The 15,421-nt window shown below is 63.1% G+C and carries 10 protein-coding genes and 1 pseudogene; 6 read left to right on the forward strand and 5 right to left on the reverse strand.

The genetic code is table 11. The annotated features are described in order from the left end of the window. Together H4V95_RS05565 and H4V95_RS05570 are read right to left on the reverse strand one after the other, a co-directional pair. Nucleotides 1–1,962: a DUF6541 family protein gene (locus H4V95_RS05565; RefSeq protein WP_209729221.1), complete on the reverse strand. Its 1,962-nt coding sequence runs from the start codon at nucleotides 1,960–1,962 to the stop codon at nucleotides 1–3. Between the two features lie 31 nt (nucleotides 1,963–1,993). Continuing rightward, nucleotides 1,994–3,139 (reverse strand): glycosyltransferase, encoded by a 1,146-nt coding sequence (locus H4V95_RS05570; RefSeq protein WP_209729223.1) that lies wholly within the window; start codon nucleotides 3,137–3,139, stop codon nucleotides 1,994–1,996. 134 nt (nucleotides 3,140–3,273) lie between these two features. Here H4V95_RS05570 and H4V95_RS05575 point away from each other — a divergent pair, with 134 nt between their 5' ends. The 4 genes from H4V95_RS05575 to H4V95_RS05590 are packed head-to-tail and all read left to right on the forward strand — an operon-like array spanning nucleotide 3,274 to nucleotide 7,371. Then, nucleotides 3,274–3,912, forward strand: coding sequence for a glycosyltransferase family 2 protein (locus H4V95_RS05575; protein ID WP_196865705.1), 639 nt, complete (start codon nucleotides 3,274–3,276; stop codon nucleotides 3,910–3,912). 5 nt (nucleotides 3,913–3,917) lie between these two features. Then, nucleotides 3,918–4,325, forward strand: coding sequence for a DUF2304 domain-containing protein (locus H4V95_RS05580; RefSeq protein WP_196865706.1), 408 nt, complete (start codon nucleotides 3,918–3,920; stop codon nucleotides 4,323–4,325). Between the two features lie 13 nt (nucleotides 4,326–4,338). Further along, nucleotides 4,339–6,138: an ABC transporter ATP-binding protein gene (locus tag H4V95_RS05585; protein WP_209729225.1), complete on the forward strand. Its 1,800-nt coding sequence runs from the start codon at nucleotides 4,339–4,341 to the stop codon at nucleotides 6,136–6,138. 48 nt (nucleotides 6,139–6,186) lie between these two features. Continuing rightward, nucleotides 6,187–7,371, forward strand: coding sequence for a glycosyltransferase family 1 protein (locus H4V95_RS05590; RefSeq protein WP_209729227.1), 1,185 nt, complete (start codon nucleotides 6,187–6,189; stop codon nucleotides 7,369–7,371). 96 nt (nucleotides 7,372–7,467) lie between these two features. Here H4V95_RS05590 and H4V95_RS05595 read toward each other — a convergent pair whose 3' ends face one another. After that, nucleotides 7,468–9,405: a GH25 family lysozyme gene (locus tag H4V95_RS05595; protein WP_209729228.1), complete on the reverse strand. Its 1,938-nt coding sequence runs from the start codon at nucleotides 9,403–9,405 to the stop codon at nucleotides 7,468–7,470. A gap of 246 nt (nucleotides 9,406–9,651) precedes the next feature. On the opposite strand from H4V95_RS05595, the gene H4V95_RS05600 reads away from it, so the two are divergent. Then, the gene (locus tag H4V95_RS05600; RefSeq protein ID WP_245345582.1) at nucleotides 9,652–10,725 is read left to right on the forward strand and encodes a CpaF family protein; all 1,074 of its coding nucleotides are present in this window, start codon (nucleotides 9,652–9,654) and stop codon (nucleotides 10,723–10,725) included. 305 nt (nucleotides 10,726–11,030) lie between these two features. Here the strand turns inward: H4V95_RS05600 and H4V95_RS18880 are convergent. Together H4V95_RS18880 and H4V95_RS05605 are read right to left on the reverse strand one after the other, a co-directional pair. Beyond that, a pseudogene (locus H4V95_RS18880) lies at nucleotides 11,031–11,201 on the reverse strand (hypothetical protein); the annotation flags it as partial. Between the two features lie 15 nt (nucleotides 11,202–11,216). Beyond that, nucleotides 11,217–14,273, reverse strand: coding sequence for a tetratricopeptide repeat protein (locus H4V95_RS05605; RefSeq protein ID WP_209729230.1), 3,057 nt, complete (start codon nucleotides 14,271–14,273; stop codon nucleotides 11,217–11,219). An 89-nt stretch (nucleotides 14,274–14,362) separates the two neighbouring features. Here H4V95_RS05605 and H4V95_RS05610 point away from each other — a divergent pair, with 89 nt between their 5' ends. Further along, nucleotides 14,363–15,298, forward strand: a complete 936-nt coding sequence (locus H4V95_RS05610; protein WP_209729232.1) for a hypothetical protein — start codon at nucleotides 14,363–14,365, stop codon at nucleotides 15,296–15,298. The last annotated feature ends 123 nt before the right edge of the window (nucleotides 15,299–15,421 follow it).

The following is a 15,421-nucleotide window of genomic DNA, read 5'->3' on the forward strand; positions in this document are numbered from 1 at the left end:
CTAGCGGCAGGCAGTAACTTCGTAGAGCCGCGCCTGGCCTTCCCGATCGATCAGCTCGATCCCCGGAGCACTCGCCAGGTTGTCGAACCCCCGATAGGGCTGGGTCCCTCCGTGCAATTCCTGGTCCCCGAAGTCCAGGACGTAGAAAGCATCCAGTTCCTGCACCGCGCGGCACACCTCGGGCGTGGTCGCGGCCTCATCGATGCGGTCCATCAGGAGGAGGTCGTCGTCGGCGACGCTGCTGGAGGCATGAGTGAGCAGGACTTCCCTCCCGCCGAGGGCGTATGCGAGCGACGCACCCGTCCACGGGTTCCCGACGACGACGGCGTCCTCGGGTACCGACTCATCCAACCGATCGAGCAGGGCCAGTTCGTCAATGGTCAGCAGCTGCGAAGACCCGTCCAGGACGTACTCCGCACGGGCCTTGGCCTCGGCGTTGTCGACCGACTTCCCCTGTCCCAGAACTCCGACGATCGTGCAGCCAGCGATGATGATTACCCAGGTGATGGCTTGCTGGTACCGGCGATTGGCGGTTCGGCGCACGAAAGCGGTGAGGATAGCGGTCCCGCCGAGCACGCCCAGCGGTATGGCCGCGACCGGGAGCAGCGCCGCGAGGCGATTGCTGTCGTTGTACCAGAGACCGGTGAAGAAGTGGCGCAGTTCGCCTATTTCGGTGCTGGCCACGTTCACATACAGCAGCGCACTGGCCGCGAAGATCCCGAGCACCCACCAGTATCGCCGGGCGTTGATGGTGACGGCCAGACCCACCAGGGTCAGCACCAAAAGAATCCAGCTGATCTGACTACGCATCGGGGCGACAGCCAAGGCCTCGCCGACCGCGTGGGTGGGACTGAGGAACGGCTCCCAGAGCGAGTTCTGTAGCGAGGGCCTGAAGGAAATCCAGAAATAGTAGGTGAACCCAAGGTAGCCGACAAACAGGACCAGCGGCACGAGATGACGGTACCAGGGCGCACCTTGGCGGACCATGAACCTGGTGGTGCGCCACAGCACGAGAGCGGCCAATGGCACCACGAACAGGAACAGGGCGATCATGGTGCTCGGGTGGGAAAGGGCAATGGCGGGTAACACAGCCAGCAGGCCGAGCCCGGCTAGGACCCTGCCGTTCAACGGATCCTGGACCACTCCCAGCATGGTCCCGGCCAGCCCGATACCGACGGGAAGCAGCGCAATGGAGAGCAGATAGGGGTACAGGACACCGAAGTCCACCATCAGGTACGGGAAGGTCGGGTACGCACCCGCCAGGGCGCCGGTCAGCAGGATGGGGAGGGGCTTTTCGCCGGTAATGCGGGTCACCATGAACAGGGCGGACAGTGGCCAAACGAACGCTCCGATCGCTATGTTTGCCGCGTTGACGGCGACTGCGATGGGAGCGCCAGTGGTGAGCGCGACCAGGGTGATGAGATCGTGCCACGCGGCCGGATAGAAGCTCAGCCCGGAGCCATCATTGGTCAGGTTGCCCAGGGTCAGGGACGATCCGGATCCGGTGTCCAGGATGTACTGCAGAGAGTTCAGGTGGAAGATGTTGTCGTAGGTCTGCGAGATATTCTCGGGACTGGCGAAGATTTGGGCAAACCGCACACCGATGATCACCGTGGGGACGGCGACGGCCACAGCGCATAGGACGCCGTTCAGCAGGCCCGCCCGGGTCGGCCGATGAAGGAGCACCAGCGGCTCGCCACGGGACCTCAGCCAGAGGAACCGGGCCAGGAGCCCCCCGCCTGCGGTCAGCACCGTGATGCCGACCAGCACGGCGGGCGACCACGCAATGGAGAGGAAGGGTGCGATCATCGCGCCGACTGAGGCCAGCGTCACGGAGATCGGTGCGGAGAGGGCAACCGACATGAACCCACGGGTACCGCAGGCCCTGGCCACCAGGAATCCGGGCACCATCAGAATGACCAGAGCCATCAGGATGACTGGCGCTACCTGCCACCAACTCATCGGCACTTCACCTTTTCTTGGGTCATGGCGGCTAGGTCCGGGGGGACGTGAGCCGCTGCACCATGGCCCGTATCACTGATTCGTCGGTGGCCGAGCTCAACTCCGGCGCCGCGGTGTGGGCGTTCCGTTTGAACTGGGAAACCTCCTGCTCTGTGAGCTCGGACAGGGTCCGGGTGAGGTCCTCGGCCGTGAAACCCTGCGTCACTGCGCCGAGCTGATGGTCCTGAATCAGTCTAGACGTCTCGGGTGAGGGGCTGAACACGATGGCTAGCCGCGCCTGGACAAAGTCGAAGAACTTGTTCGGGAGCATGAGCGCGTGATTGGTGGTCCTCGGGGGAAGACTGAAGACGCCGACGTCGTACCCGTTGAGCGTGGCTGGTAGGTCATCCGGGGCGACGGCGTCGTGGAAGGTGATCCGGTCCTGCGCGCCGGCCGCCGCGCGGAGCGTTTCCCAATACTTCCCGCCATCGCGAGCCTTCACGAGGTACAGGTCAAGGCTGAACCTCTCGTCCAGGGCTTTGACCGCCTCGATCATTGCTTCCAGGTTGCGGCCCGGCACGGCGGCACCGCTGTGGACCAGCCGGATTCGGCCATCAATCATGGGGGACGGCTCCAGCGGGCGCAGCGGGCCCGCATTGCGGACTACTTCCGTGCGGCAGCCGAAACGTTCGGAGTAGAGGCGGGCAATCGACTCGTTGACGGTGATGATCCCAGCGGACCGGGGGAGGTAGGTCTTGCAGACCCAGGTCATGTAGGGCTTCACCAGGAGTTTCCAGGCCAGGACGTGCGATCTTTCCTCGGGCGCCCACTCGTGCATGTCGCCGAGTACCGGAGCGGAGCCAGCCACCTCGTGGGCGAGGGGGAGCGCGCGTGCCTCGTTGGCAACCACCAGGTCATACTCAGCTGCCCCGATCAGTTCGCGGGCCCGCTGGACCGCGGGTGCCTTGGATCCCGCAGTGGTGAAGCGGCGCAGGGCCAGGCCGAGCACACCGGTGGGGGTCTGGGGCAGGGAAGGGAGAGCCGACTCCACCTCGAGGTGTGTGGTCGCCCCGGGAGGGGCCGATCCGTAGCTGACAGTCGTCACGGTTCCGCATGCCGCGAGGGTTTTTACCTGCCGCAATACCCGGGAATCAGCGTTGATGTCCGAGAAGGAGATACAGAGGATGCGGAGGGTCATGACCGCTAGCCTATCGGTTCGGCACGGGTCGGCAGCCCGGCAGGGCGGCGCGCCCCCGGCATTGATGCTGGGGGGCTGCCCGGGGAACGTATGGAATACTTACCCCTGTGAGTCGCTCCTGGGTCGTAATACCAATGTATAACGAAGCCACCGTTGTAGGTGGCGTCATCGAAGGACTCCTCCCACATTTTCCCCACGTTGTCTGCGTGGATGATGGCAGCACCGACGGGTCACCCGAGGCGGCTGCTGCGGCGGGCGCCGTCGTCGTCCGCCACCCTTTCAATCTGGGACAGGGCGCCGCCCTGCAGACCGGACTGGAGTACGCGCTGCAGGACCCCGCACTGGATGCAGTCATCACCTTCGACGCCGACAACCAGCACCGTGTCCAGGATGCCCAGGAAATGCTTGCCCGGGTGCAGTCCGGCGAGCTGGAAGTGGTGCTTGGATCCCGGTTCCTGGATGGGCGCACGAAAATTTCGCCGCTGAAGCGGTTAGTGCTGAGGACCGTCGCTTTCCAATCCAGGCTGTCGACCGGTCTGGAACTGACCGACGCGCACAACGGGCTCCGCGTCATCAATGCCGAGATCGCGCGGCGTATCCACCTGAAGCAGAATCGGATGGCCCACGCGTCCGAACTGATCCACCAGCTGGCAGAACTGAAGCCGCGGCTCGCGGAGCACCCGGTCGAGATCATTTACACCGACTATTCGAAGGCCAAAGGCCAGTCCTTGCTCAACGGCGTCAACATTCTCGCCGATCTCTTCTTCAGGTGAACCCCATGCTCTTTATCGTCCAGATCGTCCTCGTCCTTGCTGTGATCCTCGGCTCACTGGTGCTGATGCGCGGCGGCGCCAACGCAAGCCACCTCGCGATCCGGCGGATACTGCTGCTGGCCTTCGCCCTGATCGCCGCGCTGTCGATTTTTTTGCCGGAGCTGCTGACCGGGCTGGCGAACGTGTTCGGCATTGGCCGAGGCACCGACCTGGTCCTGTACGGATTTATCGTCTGCTTCATGGTCTTCATGGCATCTTCCGCCCAGCGGCACCGCCACATGGAAGAGTCCCTGACCCGGCTCGCCCGCCGGGTTGCGCTCGACGAAACCCCGCGTGTCTGGGAGGCGGAGACCGGCAATCCAAGCCTGCCAGGAGCCACATCCGACGATCCTCCGCGGACCCAACTAAGCTAATCTTGCGGGAGCCATGAAATCACTTATCAGTATTAACCGTCAGCTTCTGGCGGTCCTCCCTCCCAGCGCACGCAGGTTCCTCCTGCGCTACGCCATCCTTTCTTCCCTGCTCTCTCTCATCGATGTGGTGGCCCTGGGTTTGCTGGCCATTGTCATGTCCAGCATCATCACGGGCAACCCCGTCAGCCTCGGACCGTTCGGACTGATCGACGAGGTCAACCATTACATCACCGTGCTGGCAGTCTTCTGCACGCTGGTCATCATCAAGAGCGGTCTGAACATTGCGCTATTGCGCTACGCGACCTCAAAGTTTGCCTCCCACGAGGTGGCCATCGGCGATCGGCTGCTGGCTGCCTACATGCGCGCCCCCTGGGTTGACCGCCTGAAACGAAATTCGGCTGAACTGGTCCGCTCGGTTGATTCGGGCGTGTCGCTGACGGTATCGGGTGTGCTGATGCCGTCAATGGGTTTGGCCGGTGAAATTGTCTCCGTCATCGCCGTTATCAGCGTGCTGTTTATCAGCAACTGGATCACTGCTGTCACCGCCATCATTTACCTCGGACTCATCGCTCTGCTGCTTTCACGCGGCATCTCCAAGCGGGCCGTCGCCAATGGACGACGCAACCGCCAGTTCTCGTTCAGGACCGTCCGGCTGCTGACCGAAGCAGTTGGCGCGTTGAAGGAGGTCACCCTGCGTGGTGCCTCGCAGGACGTTGAAAAGGCCGTCCACAACAACCGCATCCATTCCTCGAAGGCACGGGCCCTGGCCATTTTCCTCGGCCAGGTGCCGCGGTTCGTGCTGGAGGCTGGCCTGATAGGCGGCTTCATGCTGGTGGGTGGGGTCGGGCTGCTCACCAGCCCATCCGGCGTTGACCCGGTCACCAACGCCTTGGCCGCCGTCGCCCTCTTCGGCGTTGCGGGGTTCAGGATCATTCCGTCCCTGACTCGGTTCCAGGCGATCCTTTCGATGGTGCACTCCAACTCGCCGTTCGCCGAGCAGGTGCTCGCCGACATCAAGGAATCGGAAGCCAGCGCCAAGGACCAGGAGGAGCCCGACCAGTCGGAGCTGCCCCAGGGTGTACCCGACGTGGTGCTGAACGACGTGTCTTTCACCTACCCCGGGGCGGAATCCCCGGCGCTGAGCGGCGTCACCATGACCATCCCGTCCGGATCGCGCGTCGCGGTGGTCGGTTCGTCGGGTGCCGGCAAATCAACCCTGATCGACCTGCTGTTGGGACTCTTGTTGCCGAGTTCGGGGCAGGTCCTGGTCGGGGGAGTGCCGATGCGCGCCGTGCTTCACTCCTGGCGTTCCCGCGTGGGCTACGTGCCCCAGGAAGTTTCGCTGTTCGACGCGTCGATCGCCCAGAACGTCGCCCTGACCTGGGATCCCGAGCAGGTGGACGAGGACCGGGTTCGCCGTGCGCTGGCCCGTGCCCAGATGCTCGAGACCGTTGAGAAGCGTCCCGACGGCATCCTGGGTGCGGTTGGAGAGCGTGGAATGGCGCTGTCCGGTGGGCAGCGGCAGCGGCTCGGCATTGCCCGCGGGCTCTACGCGGACCCGGCGGTGCTGGTGATGGATGAGGCTACCAGCGCTCTCGATACCGCCACCGAGGCGGCGGTTACCCAGGCCGTCCGCAAACTTACCGGCAGCGTCACCACCATCACCGTCGCCCACCGCCTGTCCACCATCCGGGACAGCGATGTGGTCTTCTTCTTCGCCGATGGCAAGCTGGCCGCCCAGGGAACCTTCGCCGAGGTCATCGCCCAGATGCCTGACTTCGCCGAGCAGGCCGCCCTGGCCGGCCTTACGTAGCCCATACCCTCCACTTCTCCTTCAACCAACCACACCTGGAGTAAAACCATGACCGAGGGAAACCTTCCCGGAGCCCGTCCTCGCATTCTTGTGCTCTCGTTCTCGCCAATCCACCGGGATCCCCGGGTCTTGCGGCAGATCCAGTTCTTCAGTGAGTTCGCCGATGTGATGTCCTGTGGCTACGGTGCGGCACCCGAAGGAGTGGTGGACCACGTTGAGATCCCGGTCGAATACAAGCCGTGGCGTCCGGACTTCAAGAAGGTTGCAGTGCTCCTTGGTGCGCGGTTCCATGAACGCCTGTACTTCGACTCCGACCGGGTGAAGCACGTCCTGAAGAACATCCCGGCTGGGAGCGTCGACGTGATCGTCGCCAATGACGCACTGGCCGTCCCTGCCGCTGTGGCGCTGCGCCCTCGCAAGGGCATCCACGCCGACCTGCACGAATACGCTCCCCGGCAGGGGGAGGACAAGCTGCAGTGGAAGCTCCTCGTAGGCCCGCTGATGGACTGGGCGTGCCGCAAGTACGTCACAAAGGCCGACTCTGTGTCGACCGTGGCCAAGGGGATCGCTGAGGAGTACGCGGCCGTCTACCGGATTCCTGAGCCTGCCGTCGTGCCGAACGCCTCCTACTACGACGACCGGTACAGTCCCTCACCGGTGCACTCGCCGCTGCGCCTGATCCACGCTGGTGCCGCTGGACGGGGTCGCAAGATCGAGATCATGATGGACGCCGTCGCCCGCGCCAACGAGCTCAAGCCTGGCAGCGTCACCTTTGACGTCGTGCTGGTTCCCGGTGAGCAGGACTACATCGACGAACTGGCGGTGAAAGCTGCTGCGGTGCCGGGCGGCGTGATCAGGATGCTGCCGCCGGTGAAGTTCGAGGAAATTGTCGGACTGCTGCACGGCTACGACATTGGCTTCTACCTTTGCCCGCCCGCGAATTTCAACATGCTGCACGCCCTGCCGAACAAGCTGTTCGAATTTGTCCAGGCGCGTCTCGCCGTACTTATCGGCCCCTCACCAGAGATGAAGCGTGTGGTCGAGGAGCACGGCTTCGGAGTGGTGTCGAAGGACTTCGACGCCGAGTCGGCCGCCCGGGTTCTGATCGGACTTACCCCGGAGCAGATTGCCGAAATGAAGCAGGCCTCCCACCAGGCAGCCCGTACCCTCAGCGCTGAGAATGTTGCGGCGCCCTGGATCGCTGCCGTGAAGAAGCTCGCGGGCATCTCCTAGACCCCTCCTCTCCGGCCCGTTCGTCGGCCCGACAGCCAACAGGCTCCGTCCCCTTCAGTTGGAGGGGACGGAGCCTGTTGACGTGGGGTGCGGGACCTAGTGCAATCGGGTTCCGGCGACGGTCAGGGTGGACCAGCCGTGGCCGAACTGGGCCCAGGTGCCCCAGACGCCCCCGGTCCTGATGGGGTAGTAGTGCAGAGTACCGTCGTGGCGTTTGGCGATGATGCCCCGGCTTCCCGCGCCAGCAAAGCCCGAGACACTGTCCATGGTGTGGGTGGTGTGCCAGCCGGTGCCGACGAGACGCCGGGCCTCGTACTGGAAACCGCCGGTGCCCGCCCCCCGGTAGAGGGCCAGCTTGGAAGCCGTGTTGCGGGCGAGCAGGTCCTGGCGCCCGTCGCCGTCGAAGTCGGTCATGACCACCGACATGGAACCGAAGCCGTGGCCGATCTTGCGGGGCGACATCAGGGTGCCATTGTTGTTTTGTGGCCAGTAATGCAGGGTGCCGTCAGAACGGGTGCCGATAATGGTGGGTCGGGCACCGCGGAGCCACGGGCCAACGGTCATTTTCATGCCGCCCCAGCCCGAGGTGGCCAGGACCTGCGCGGGATAGAAGCCACCGGTAGTCCGGCCGAGGTAGACGGTCAGGCGGCCATTGGTCCATTGGGCGAGGATGTCGATGACGCCGTCGCCGTTCCAGTCCACCGAGTGGATGGTTCGGGTATTGGACCAGCCGTGTCCTATTTGCACCTTCGGGGCGACAGATCCATTCCCGGTGCCGGGATAGTTAAAAAGTCTGCCGGCGCTGTCGACGGCGATCACATCCGCTGACGAGCGGATGGACGGGCCGGTGGGGCGTGGCGCCGCGACCGGGGCTGAGTTGCGGGTGAAATTGGCAAGTGCTGCAGACGTGCCATTCCAGACGTTCCAGTCGCCCACCACAGGACCCTCATGGGTGTATTGCCAGAGGCTGTACTTGTTCCAGCCAGCTGGCAGAGTTCCTGCCCCCACGTTGTTGTAGGAGGCAATATGCAGTGGGTGGTCCGCGAAGGCGGTGGAGCTACCGGTGCAGCTGCTCCACCAGTCGGTAGTCGTGTAGATCATGGGGACCCGACCGGTACGGCTAAGCATGGTGTTGGAGAAGTCCCGGATCCAGTTGACCATTGCGGTGGTGCTCATGTTGTAGCAGGCATTGCCCAGCGATTTGTAAGGGTTGTATTCGACATCGAGCAGGGGTGGGAGTGTCTTGCCGTCGGCGGTCCACCCGCCACCGTTGTTGATGAAGTAGTTGGCTTGCGCCGCCCCGGTGGAGATGCTGGGGATGGCGAAGTGGTAGGCCCCGCGGACCATTCCGACGTTTGCTGACCCTGTGTACTGCTGGTTGTAGTTGGGGTTTTTGTAGCTCAGGGCTTCGGTGGCCTTGGTGTAGGCGAACCGTGAGCCCTGGTTCCAGGCTGCTGCCCAGTTGACGTTGCCCTGGTAGCTGCTGACGTCCACGCCAAGGATGCCCTGGGGGCGCCACAGATTGACGGACGGGTCCGCTGCTGCAGCGGGTGCATCGCTGAGTTTCGTCTGGTCCTGAAGCTCCTGGGTGGTGGGGACCTGAGGATTCCCGGACTCGGCGATCCGCTCGGCGCCCTGGCCCAGGCTGGCTCCGTGGGGGCCGATCAACTTGGCGAGTGCTTCGGGATCAGCGGCGAGCTCGGCGGCGGTGAGTTCCTCAGGCGCGGCTGCCGCGGGGTCGACTGCTTCGGCCGTCTCAGCGGTTTCAGCTGGCTCAGGGACTGTTGCCGGGTCGACGACGTCGGGTTCACCCGGGTCCGTGGTGGGGGCTGGGACCAATGGCTCGGCGGGCACCGTGCTGGTAGCTGGCGGGTCGGCGAGCCCGGATTCGACCGGAACGGATTCGGCCGGGTCCACGACGGCAGGTGCCGAGGGGACGGGCTGCGGGGCGGCGACGGCGGGTATTGGTCCGACGGCCATCGCGGTGGTGAGGAGGACGGCGGCAAGGACAGTGGAGGCACGAGAGTGAGTCACAGAATTTCTCCGGGTAGTGCGAGCCCAAGGCGAGAGAGGGCGTCGTCCCTTCGAGAATAGCCGACTGTGACGGATGTTACTACAGATGCTGGTGTTACCAGGGAGTAAAGAGTTATCCACAAAAGGTTTTTTGGGGCTAGGCGCGGATCGTGGATTCCCCTACCCTTGGACGAATTCACCGGTTACAGCCACGGTCTCAGGCGTACCGGCCGAAGGAGTCGGTACACACTGACGTCAGGGAGTCCTATGGACGCCGTAGGAATTATTGAGGACGAGGTGCGCGAGCTGATTCGCCGCCGCGGCCTGGATCCGAGCCGCCAAAGCGGTGAGGTGCTGAGGCTGGTGGAGGCTGCGGTCAGTGACTACGACGAGCGTTCAGTGCTGGGCACGCTGCCGCAGCTTGGGCAGCTGGACCTGGCGCGGAAGCACGTCTTTGACGCAGTCGCTGGGTTTGGTGCCCTCCAGCCGCTGCTGGACGATCCGACGGTGGAGGAGGTGTGGATCAATTCCCCGTCCGAGATCTACGTGGCGAGATTTGGCGAGTCTGAATTGACCTCCCTCGTGCTGGCAGAGCAACAGATTCATGACCTCGTCGAGCGAATGCTGAAATCCTCGGGCAGGCGGCTGGATCTCTCGTCGCCCTTTGTGGATGCGGCCCTGCCCGACGGTTCCCGGTTGCACGTGGTCATCCCGGATGTCACCCGCCGTCACTGGTCGGTGAACATCCGGAAGTTCATCGCGAAAGCCACCCGGCTGGACCACCTGGTCGAGTTGGGCACCCTCACACCGCAGGCCGCCCGCTTCCTGGATGCGGCGGTCGCAAGCGGGTTGAACATTCTGGTTTCCGGCGCCACCCAGGCAGGAAAGACCACGTTGCTGAACTGTCTGGGATCGAGCATCGGGTCGCGGGAGCGAGTGGTGACCGTGGAGGAAATCTTCGAGCTGAAGCTGCCACTCCGGGACGTTGTGGGGATGCAGTGCCGCCCTCCAAATCTGGAAGGACAGGGCGAAATTCCGTTGCGGAGGCTGGTCAAAGAGGCGCTGCGGATGCGTCCCGATCGGCTGATCGTCGGCGAGGTACGGGAAGCAGAAAGTCTGGACATGCTGGTGGCGCTCAATTCGGGCTTACCCGGGATGTGTAGCGTCCATGCCAATAGTGCCCACGATGCGGTACTTCTCAAAAGACGTGTACCCTCACGAGCGCGAGCTCGGGCAAGGGGGACGCTCCCCACGCACCGGAGCGCTGGGCATACTAGCTGTAGGCGTCAACAGAACCGGGGGCAGTCCCTCAGGTTCGATAATCTTGATGGCGCGCAGTAGATCCGTAGGTCGTCGGTCGCGATGCTATTCGTGATGGGGTCGCAGCTTCCACCCGAACCTTTCGAGATGTCGATGTCGCCGGCCGGCGAATCCGCGAGGAATACAACTAGGCCTTCGCAAGGGTCTATACGGCTTGCAAGGTCGGCGGGGTTACCTCCAAGATGAAGTAAATCCCGCTGATCCTGGAGAAGCTTCGTCGGTAGCTGGTTCCGACCGCCTCACAGATGACGGTATGTCTAACTCTCCTGCCGCACGCCAGCCACTAGGCGTCACCACAGGCCGCCAGTTCGCAAGCAGCTCATCACTCAACTTTCGTCAACACGTGTCAAAGATTGATCCGGTGTGGCCCCGGCAATGTCGCCGGATCTCCCGGTCCAGGAGGCGAGGTTGTTGCGGGTGGTCAGGGTGTGGGGGTGGTCCGGGCCGAGCACCCGCAGCTGGGCTTCGAGGAGTTCACGGGATTGGGTAATGGCCCCGGCGGTGTCCCCGGATTACCCGGCCCAATAGGCGAGGTGGCTACGGGTGGTCTGGGTGTCGGGGTGGTCTGGGCCCAGGACCCGCAACTGGACTTGGAGGAGTTCACGGGATTGGGTAATTGCCCCAGCAATGTCCCCGGATTCCCCTGTCAAAGAGGCAAGGTTGTTACGGGTGGTCAGGGTGTCGGGGTGGTCTGGGCCCAGGACCCGCAACTGGTCATGGAGCAGTTCACGGGATTGGGTAATTGCCCCAGCAATGTCCCCGGATCGCCCGATCCAGAAGGCGATGTTGCTGCGGGTGGTCAGGGTGTCGGGGTGGTCTGGGCCCAGGACCCGCAACTGGTCATGGAGTAACTCACCGGACTGGGTGATAGCCCTGGCGGTGTCACCGGATTTCCCGATCCAGAAGGCGAGATGGTTCCGAGTGGTCAGAGTGTGGGGGTGGTCCGGGCCGAGGACCCGCAACCGGGCATCGAGGAGTTCGCGAAACTCGTTGAAGGCCCCGGCGGTGTCGCCGGATTCCCCGATCCAGAAAGCGAGGTTGCCACGGGTGGTCAGGGTATCGGGGTGGTCCGGGCCGAGGACCCGCAACTGGGCTGGGAGCAATTCACGGAACTGGGCGATGGCATTGGTGATCCCCCCTGATTCTCCGGTCCAGGAGGCAAGGGCGCTGCGGGTCGCAAGGGTGTGGGGGTGGTCCGGGCCGAGGACCTGCAACTGGGCCGGGAGCAATTCACGGGACTGAGTGATGGCCCCGGCGATGTCGCCGGATTCCCCGGTCCAAGAGGCCAAGTTGATCCGGGTGGCTAGGGTGTGAAGGTGGTCCGGGCCGAGGACCCGCAATTGGGCTTGTAGCAGTTCACGTGACTGGGTGATGGCCCCAGTGGTGTCGCCGGATTCTCCGGTCCAGAAGGCGAGGTTGCTGCGGGTGGTTAGAGTGTGGGGGTGGTCTGGGCCGAGGGCACGCATTTGGGCGGGGATCAGTTCCCTGAACTGGGTGATGGCCCCGGCGGTATCCCCGGATTTCCCGGTCCAAGAGGCGAGGATGCTGCGGGTGGCTAGGATGTCTGGGTTGTATGCTGGCAGGGCGTCTTTGGCCCGGGTGAGCCAGGTCTGCAGGAGGACGCGGTTGTCCGCGGCCCGGTGCCCTAGCCCCGCGAGGACAAATGAAAGGGCTTCCTGGGCGCGGCCGAGCGCCCAGAGGTGTTCGGCCGCGTGTCGGAGGCGGTAGGCATCGGAGGCTGGATAGCTCAGGGTTTCGAGCGTGTCAAGTATTACTTGGTGCGCCTGGAGGGCCGTTACAGGCCAGCGGTCCTGTTGGGGGACTTGGCTGACCAGGGTGTCGTGGAAGAGGCCGACGTGTTCGTCCGCTGTGCCCGGGTCAGCGCGGGTAACGAGCCCGCCCAGCGTTTTCAGCGTGTCGCGAAACTGTGCTTCGTTAGCGGGTCCGCCGAGTTGTGAGCATGCTTCAACTGCGACACGGATGGGCAGGACCGGTCCACTTCCTGCGGCTGCGAGCACCGCCAAGATGACCTTTACCTTGGTTGAGTCGTCGCCGATCATCGATGAAAACAATTGTTGATAGAGATCATCGAGGCCGGTCGCGTCGCTGAGTGACTCAGCGCCAATGGTCGTTACGGCATTGATCATAAGCCGTGCTTCAAGCCATGTGGACGAATGGGCCGTGATGTCGGCGGCGAGCGACGTCGGAAGCCCCTGACCGACAAGATATTCGGCAACTTCATCCGTACCTGGCGGGACGAGGATCAGAGGGTTTTCTGTTAGTTTTTCCGTTCCTTCACCTTTGGTGTTCAGGAGAATACTCACGCGTGCGAGCCGGTCGTCAAGGCTGGTTTTGATGATGGTTGAGATGAGTTCATCGCGCACGGACGGTTCGAGCTGGTCAATGCCGTCGATTGCCAGACGGATCCGACTTCCCAAAGGTATTGCCAGCTTAGATAACGGCCCGAAGACAAGACGCTCCAGTGCGGGCTGGCGATTAAGGTCTTCTGGATCGAAGCTGTTGTTGTAGGCGGTGACGGCGTCTTTGAAGCCTCCTCTGTGTTCCAGCTGTTTGCCAATGCTTTCAGCCATTGCAGCCAGAGTAGGAGTCAAGGCAGTGAACGCCAGAGCGGACAGGTAGTGCTTCGGCAATTCTGGGACAAGTTCCGGGCGGGCCAGGGCTGCGACTAGGGCGGACTTGCCCGAGCCGCTTAGCCCTTTGACGACCACTACGCGTTGTCCGGCCAATGAGTGCATGATTCGTTCCAGGTCGTGTGTGATCTGGAAAGATTGGGTTAGCGTCACAGCCAGAGCCCCTTCGGGGGTGCCTGACAGGGGCCAGAAATTGGGGGAGGCGATGTTCCGGGTTACCCAGAGCCCGGGATCACTTCTGTTCTGGCCCACCCCGGAGCCGATGTAGATGGGCGGATCTTGAACATCCTGGCAGGTGTCGTTTCCGAAGTTCGCTGCATGCCGGATGTCTAGGTAGTCCACCGATAGGTCCTGCTGTCCCGAATTCATAAGCGTGATTAATGACTGGGAGAAACAGCCGTTTCGGGCTTCCCGATCATAGGTTCCGGCGAGGAGTTCAAGCCGGACCTGTTCCTTCAGGTCGAGGCCATTCTTGATCACGTCTGTCACTCCGAGGCCCCCGTGGCAGACATCCAGGATGAGAATCAGACCATCCAGACTTCCCAAGCTCATGTTGCCCAGCCGGCGGCCGATCTCGAAGGCGCTGTCGTCATCTAGGTTACGATGGTCGCCATCTTTTGGCAGTAGAAATAAGGGTTCGGTTGCTCTGTTCTTATTGACTTCCGCATGACCGATGAACGCCAAAATGAGAGTCGCGTTCGTCTCCGCCGCGCACTCCACCGCAGCCTTAACTGCGATCTTTAGTTCCACCATGGTCGGGTCGATCACGAGCGCACTGGTGGTTGGGTCGCAGCCACCCAGTCGGGGGTCCGTAAGCGCCAGGAATAGTTGCTCGGCACGAGCTGGCAGGAAGGACAGTTGCTGGTTTCGCAGCGAGGCGCACTGCGACCCCACAACAAGTGCATGACGGGAACCCATGACCATGGTCTATCACGACCACGATGTCTACGGGTAGGATCCTCGGTACTTATCCGCTGGCGTCCGACCGGGTACAAGGAGAGGTATCAATGGCTGAGATTGTTCTGGTTCATGGCATCGCGCAGGAGCAGGAGACGGCAGACAGCCTTGAGGAAAGATGGATGCCAGCTCTTGCTGGCGGGATCCGCGTCGCAGGCTACGCAGACCTGGCCGACAGGATCTGGCGCAACCGCCATAGCGGCGATCGCATTGAGGTCCGGATGGCCGCCTATGGGGACCTGTTCCTCACCCCGGGTGCCCAGGGGGCCGGGGACGACCTCGACGATCTGGACACCGTCGAACTAGCAATCGCTGAATCGATCGCCGCAGAGTGGTTAAAACGGGCCGCCGAACGCGAGGACCATCCGGACCATAAGACCGCGGTCCGTGAACTCGGATTCCTCAACCCGACCCACGAAACCCAGGGAATAAAGGAAGAGGCCGCCCGAGCCATGATCAACGCCGCCACCCGATTATCGTGGTTCGGCGTCGGGGCCATGGCCGTGGCGGAACGCCTGAAGAAACCGCTACGCCAGGTAACCGCATACCTAACCGACCAGGCACTGCACGATGACATCCAGACTCGCGTCCTGGCACATGTAGGGCCAGAGACCAGAGTAATCGTCGGCCATTCCCTTGGGTCAGTGGTGGCATACGAGATAGTGGCCCAGCACCTCCCCACCCCGTTGCCGCTACTGGTGACCCTAGGCAGCCCCCTGGGCCTGCGAAGCATCATCTATGACCGGCTCCGACCCCAACCACCCGGGTACCCAGTAGGTGCCCGCCGCTGGGTCAACATCTCCGACCGAAACGACCTCGTCGCCGCCGAACCAGATCTCAGCGGGCTCTTCGAACGAAACAAACCCTCCGCCGCCATCCTGGAGTCCCGCTGGACAGTCGACAACGGCGCCGAACCACACAATGGCGAGTACTACCTCGGAAAACGCGAAGTGGGTAAACCGATCGCTGAAGCCCTCAGCGGCTAAACGCCCCGAAACCTACCCCGCTACCTCGACAGCGGGGGTAGATAGTCTTCATTGCAGCCGATGTCACATTTCTCAGAAGACGTGTACCTTCACGAGCGCGAAATCGGGCGAGGGCGGCGCTCA

The sequence above is a fragment of the Arthrobacter sp. CAN_C5 genome (assembly GCF_017875735.1).
Taxonomy (GTDB): domain Bacteria; phylum Actinomycetota; class Actinomycetes; order Actinomycetales; family Micrococcaceae; genus Arthrobacter_D.

Bases quoted from the DNA above. Each gene is read 5' to 3' on its own strand.
- H4V95_RS05580 (WP_196865706.1), top strand. From the start codon at position 3,918: ATGCTCTTTATCGTCCAGATCGTCCTCGTCCTTGCTGTGATCCTCGGC.
- H4V95_RS05575 (WP_196865705.1), top strand. From the start codon at position 3,274: ATGTATAACGAAGCCACCGTTGTAGGTGGCGTCATCGAAGGACTCCTC.
- H4V95_RS05600 (WP_245345582.1), top strand. From the start codon at position 9,652: ATGGACGCCGTAGGAATTATTGAGGACGAGGTGCGCGAGCTGATTCGC.
- H4V95_RS05590 (WP_209729227.1), top strand. From the start codon at position 6,187: ATGACCGAGGGAAACCTTCCCGGAGCCCGTCCTCGCATTCTTGTGCTC.
- H4V95_RS05565 (WP_209729221.1), bottom strand. From the start codon at position 1,962: ATGAGTTGGTGGCAGGTAGCGCCAGTCATCCTGATGGCTCTGGTCATT.
- H4V95_RS05570 (WP_209729223.1), bottom strand. From the start codon at position 3,139: ATGACCCTCCGCATCCTCTGTATCTCCTTCTCGGACATCAACGCTGAT.
- H4V95_RS05585 (WP_209729225.1), top strand. From the start codon at position 4,339: ATGAAATCACTTATCAGTATTAACCGTCAGCTTCTGGCGGTCCTCCCT.
- H4V95_RS05605 (WP_209729230.1), bottom strand. From the start codon at position 14,273: ATGGGTTCCCGTCATGCACTTGTTGTGGGGTCGCAGTGCGCCTCGCTG.
- H4V95_RS05610 (WP_209729232.1), top strand. From the start codon at position 14,363: ATGGCTGAGATTGTTCTGGTTCATGGCATCGCGCAGGAGCAGGAGACG.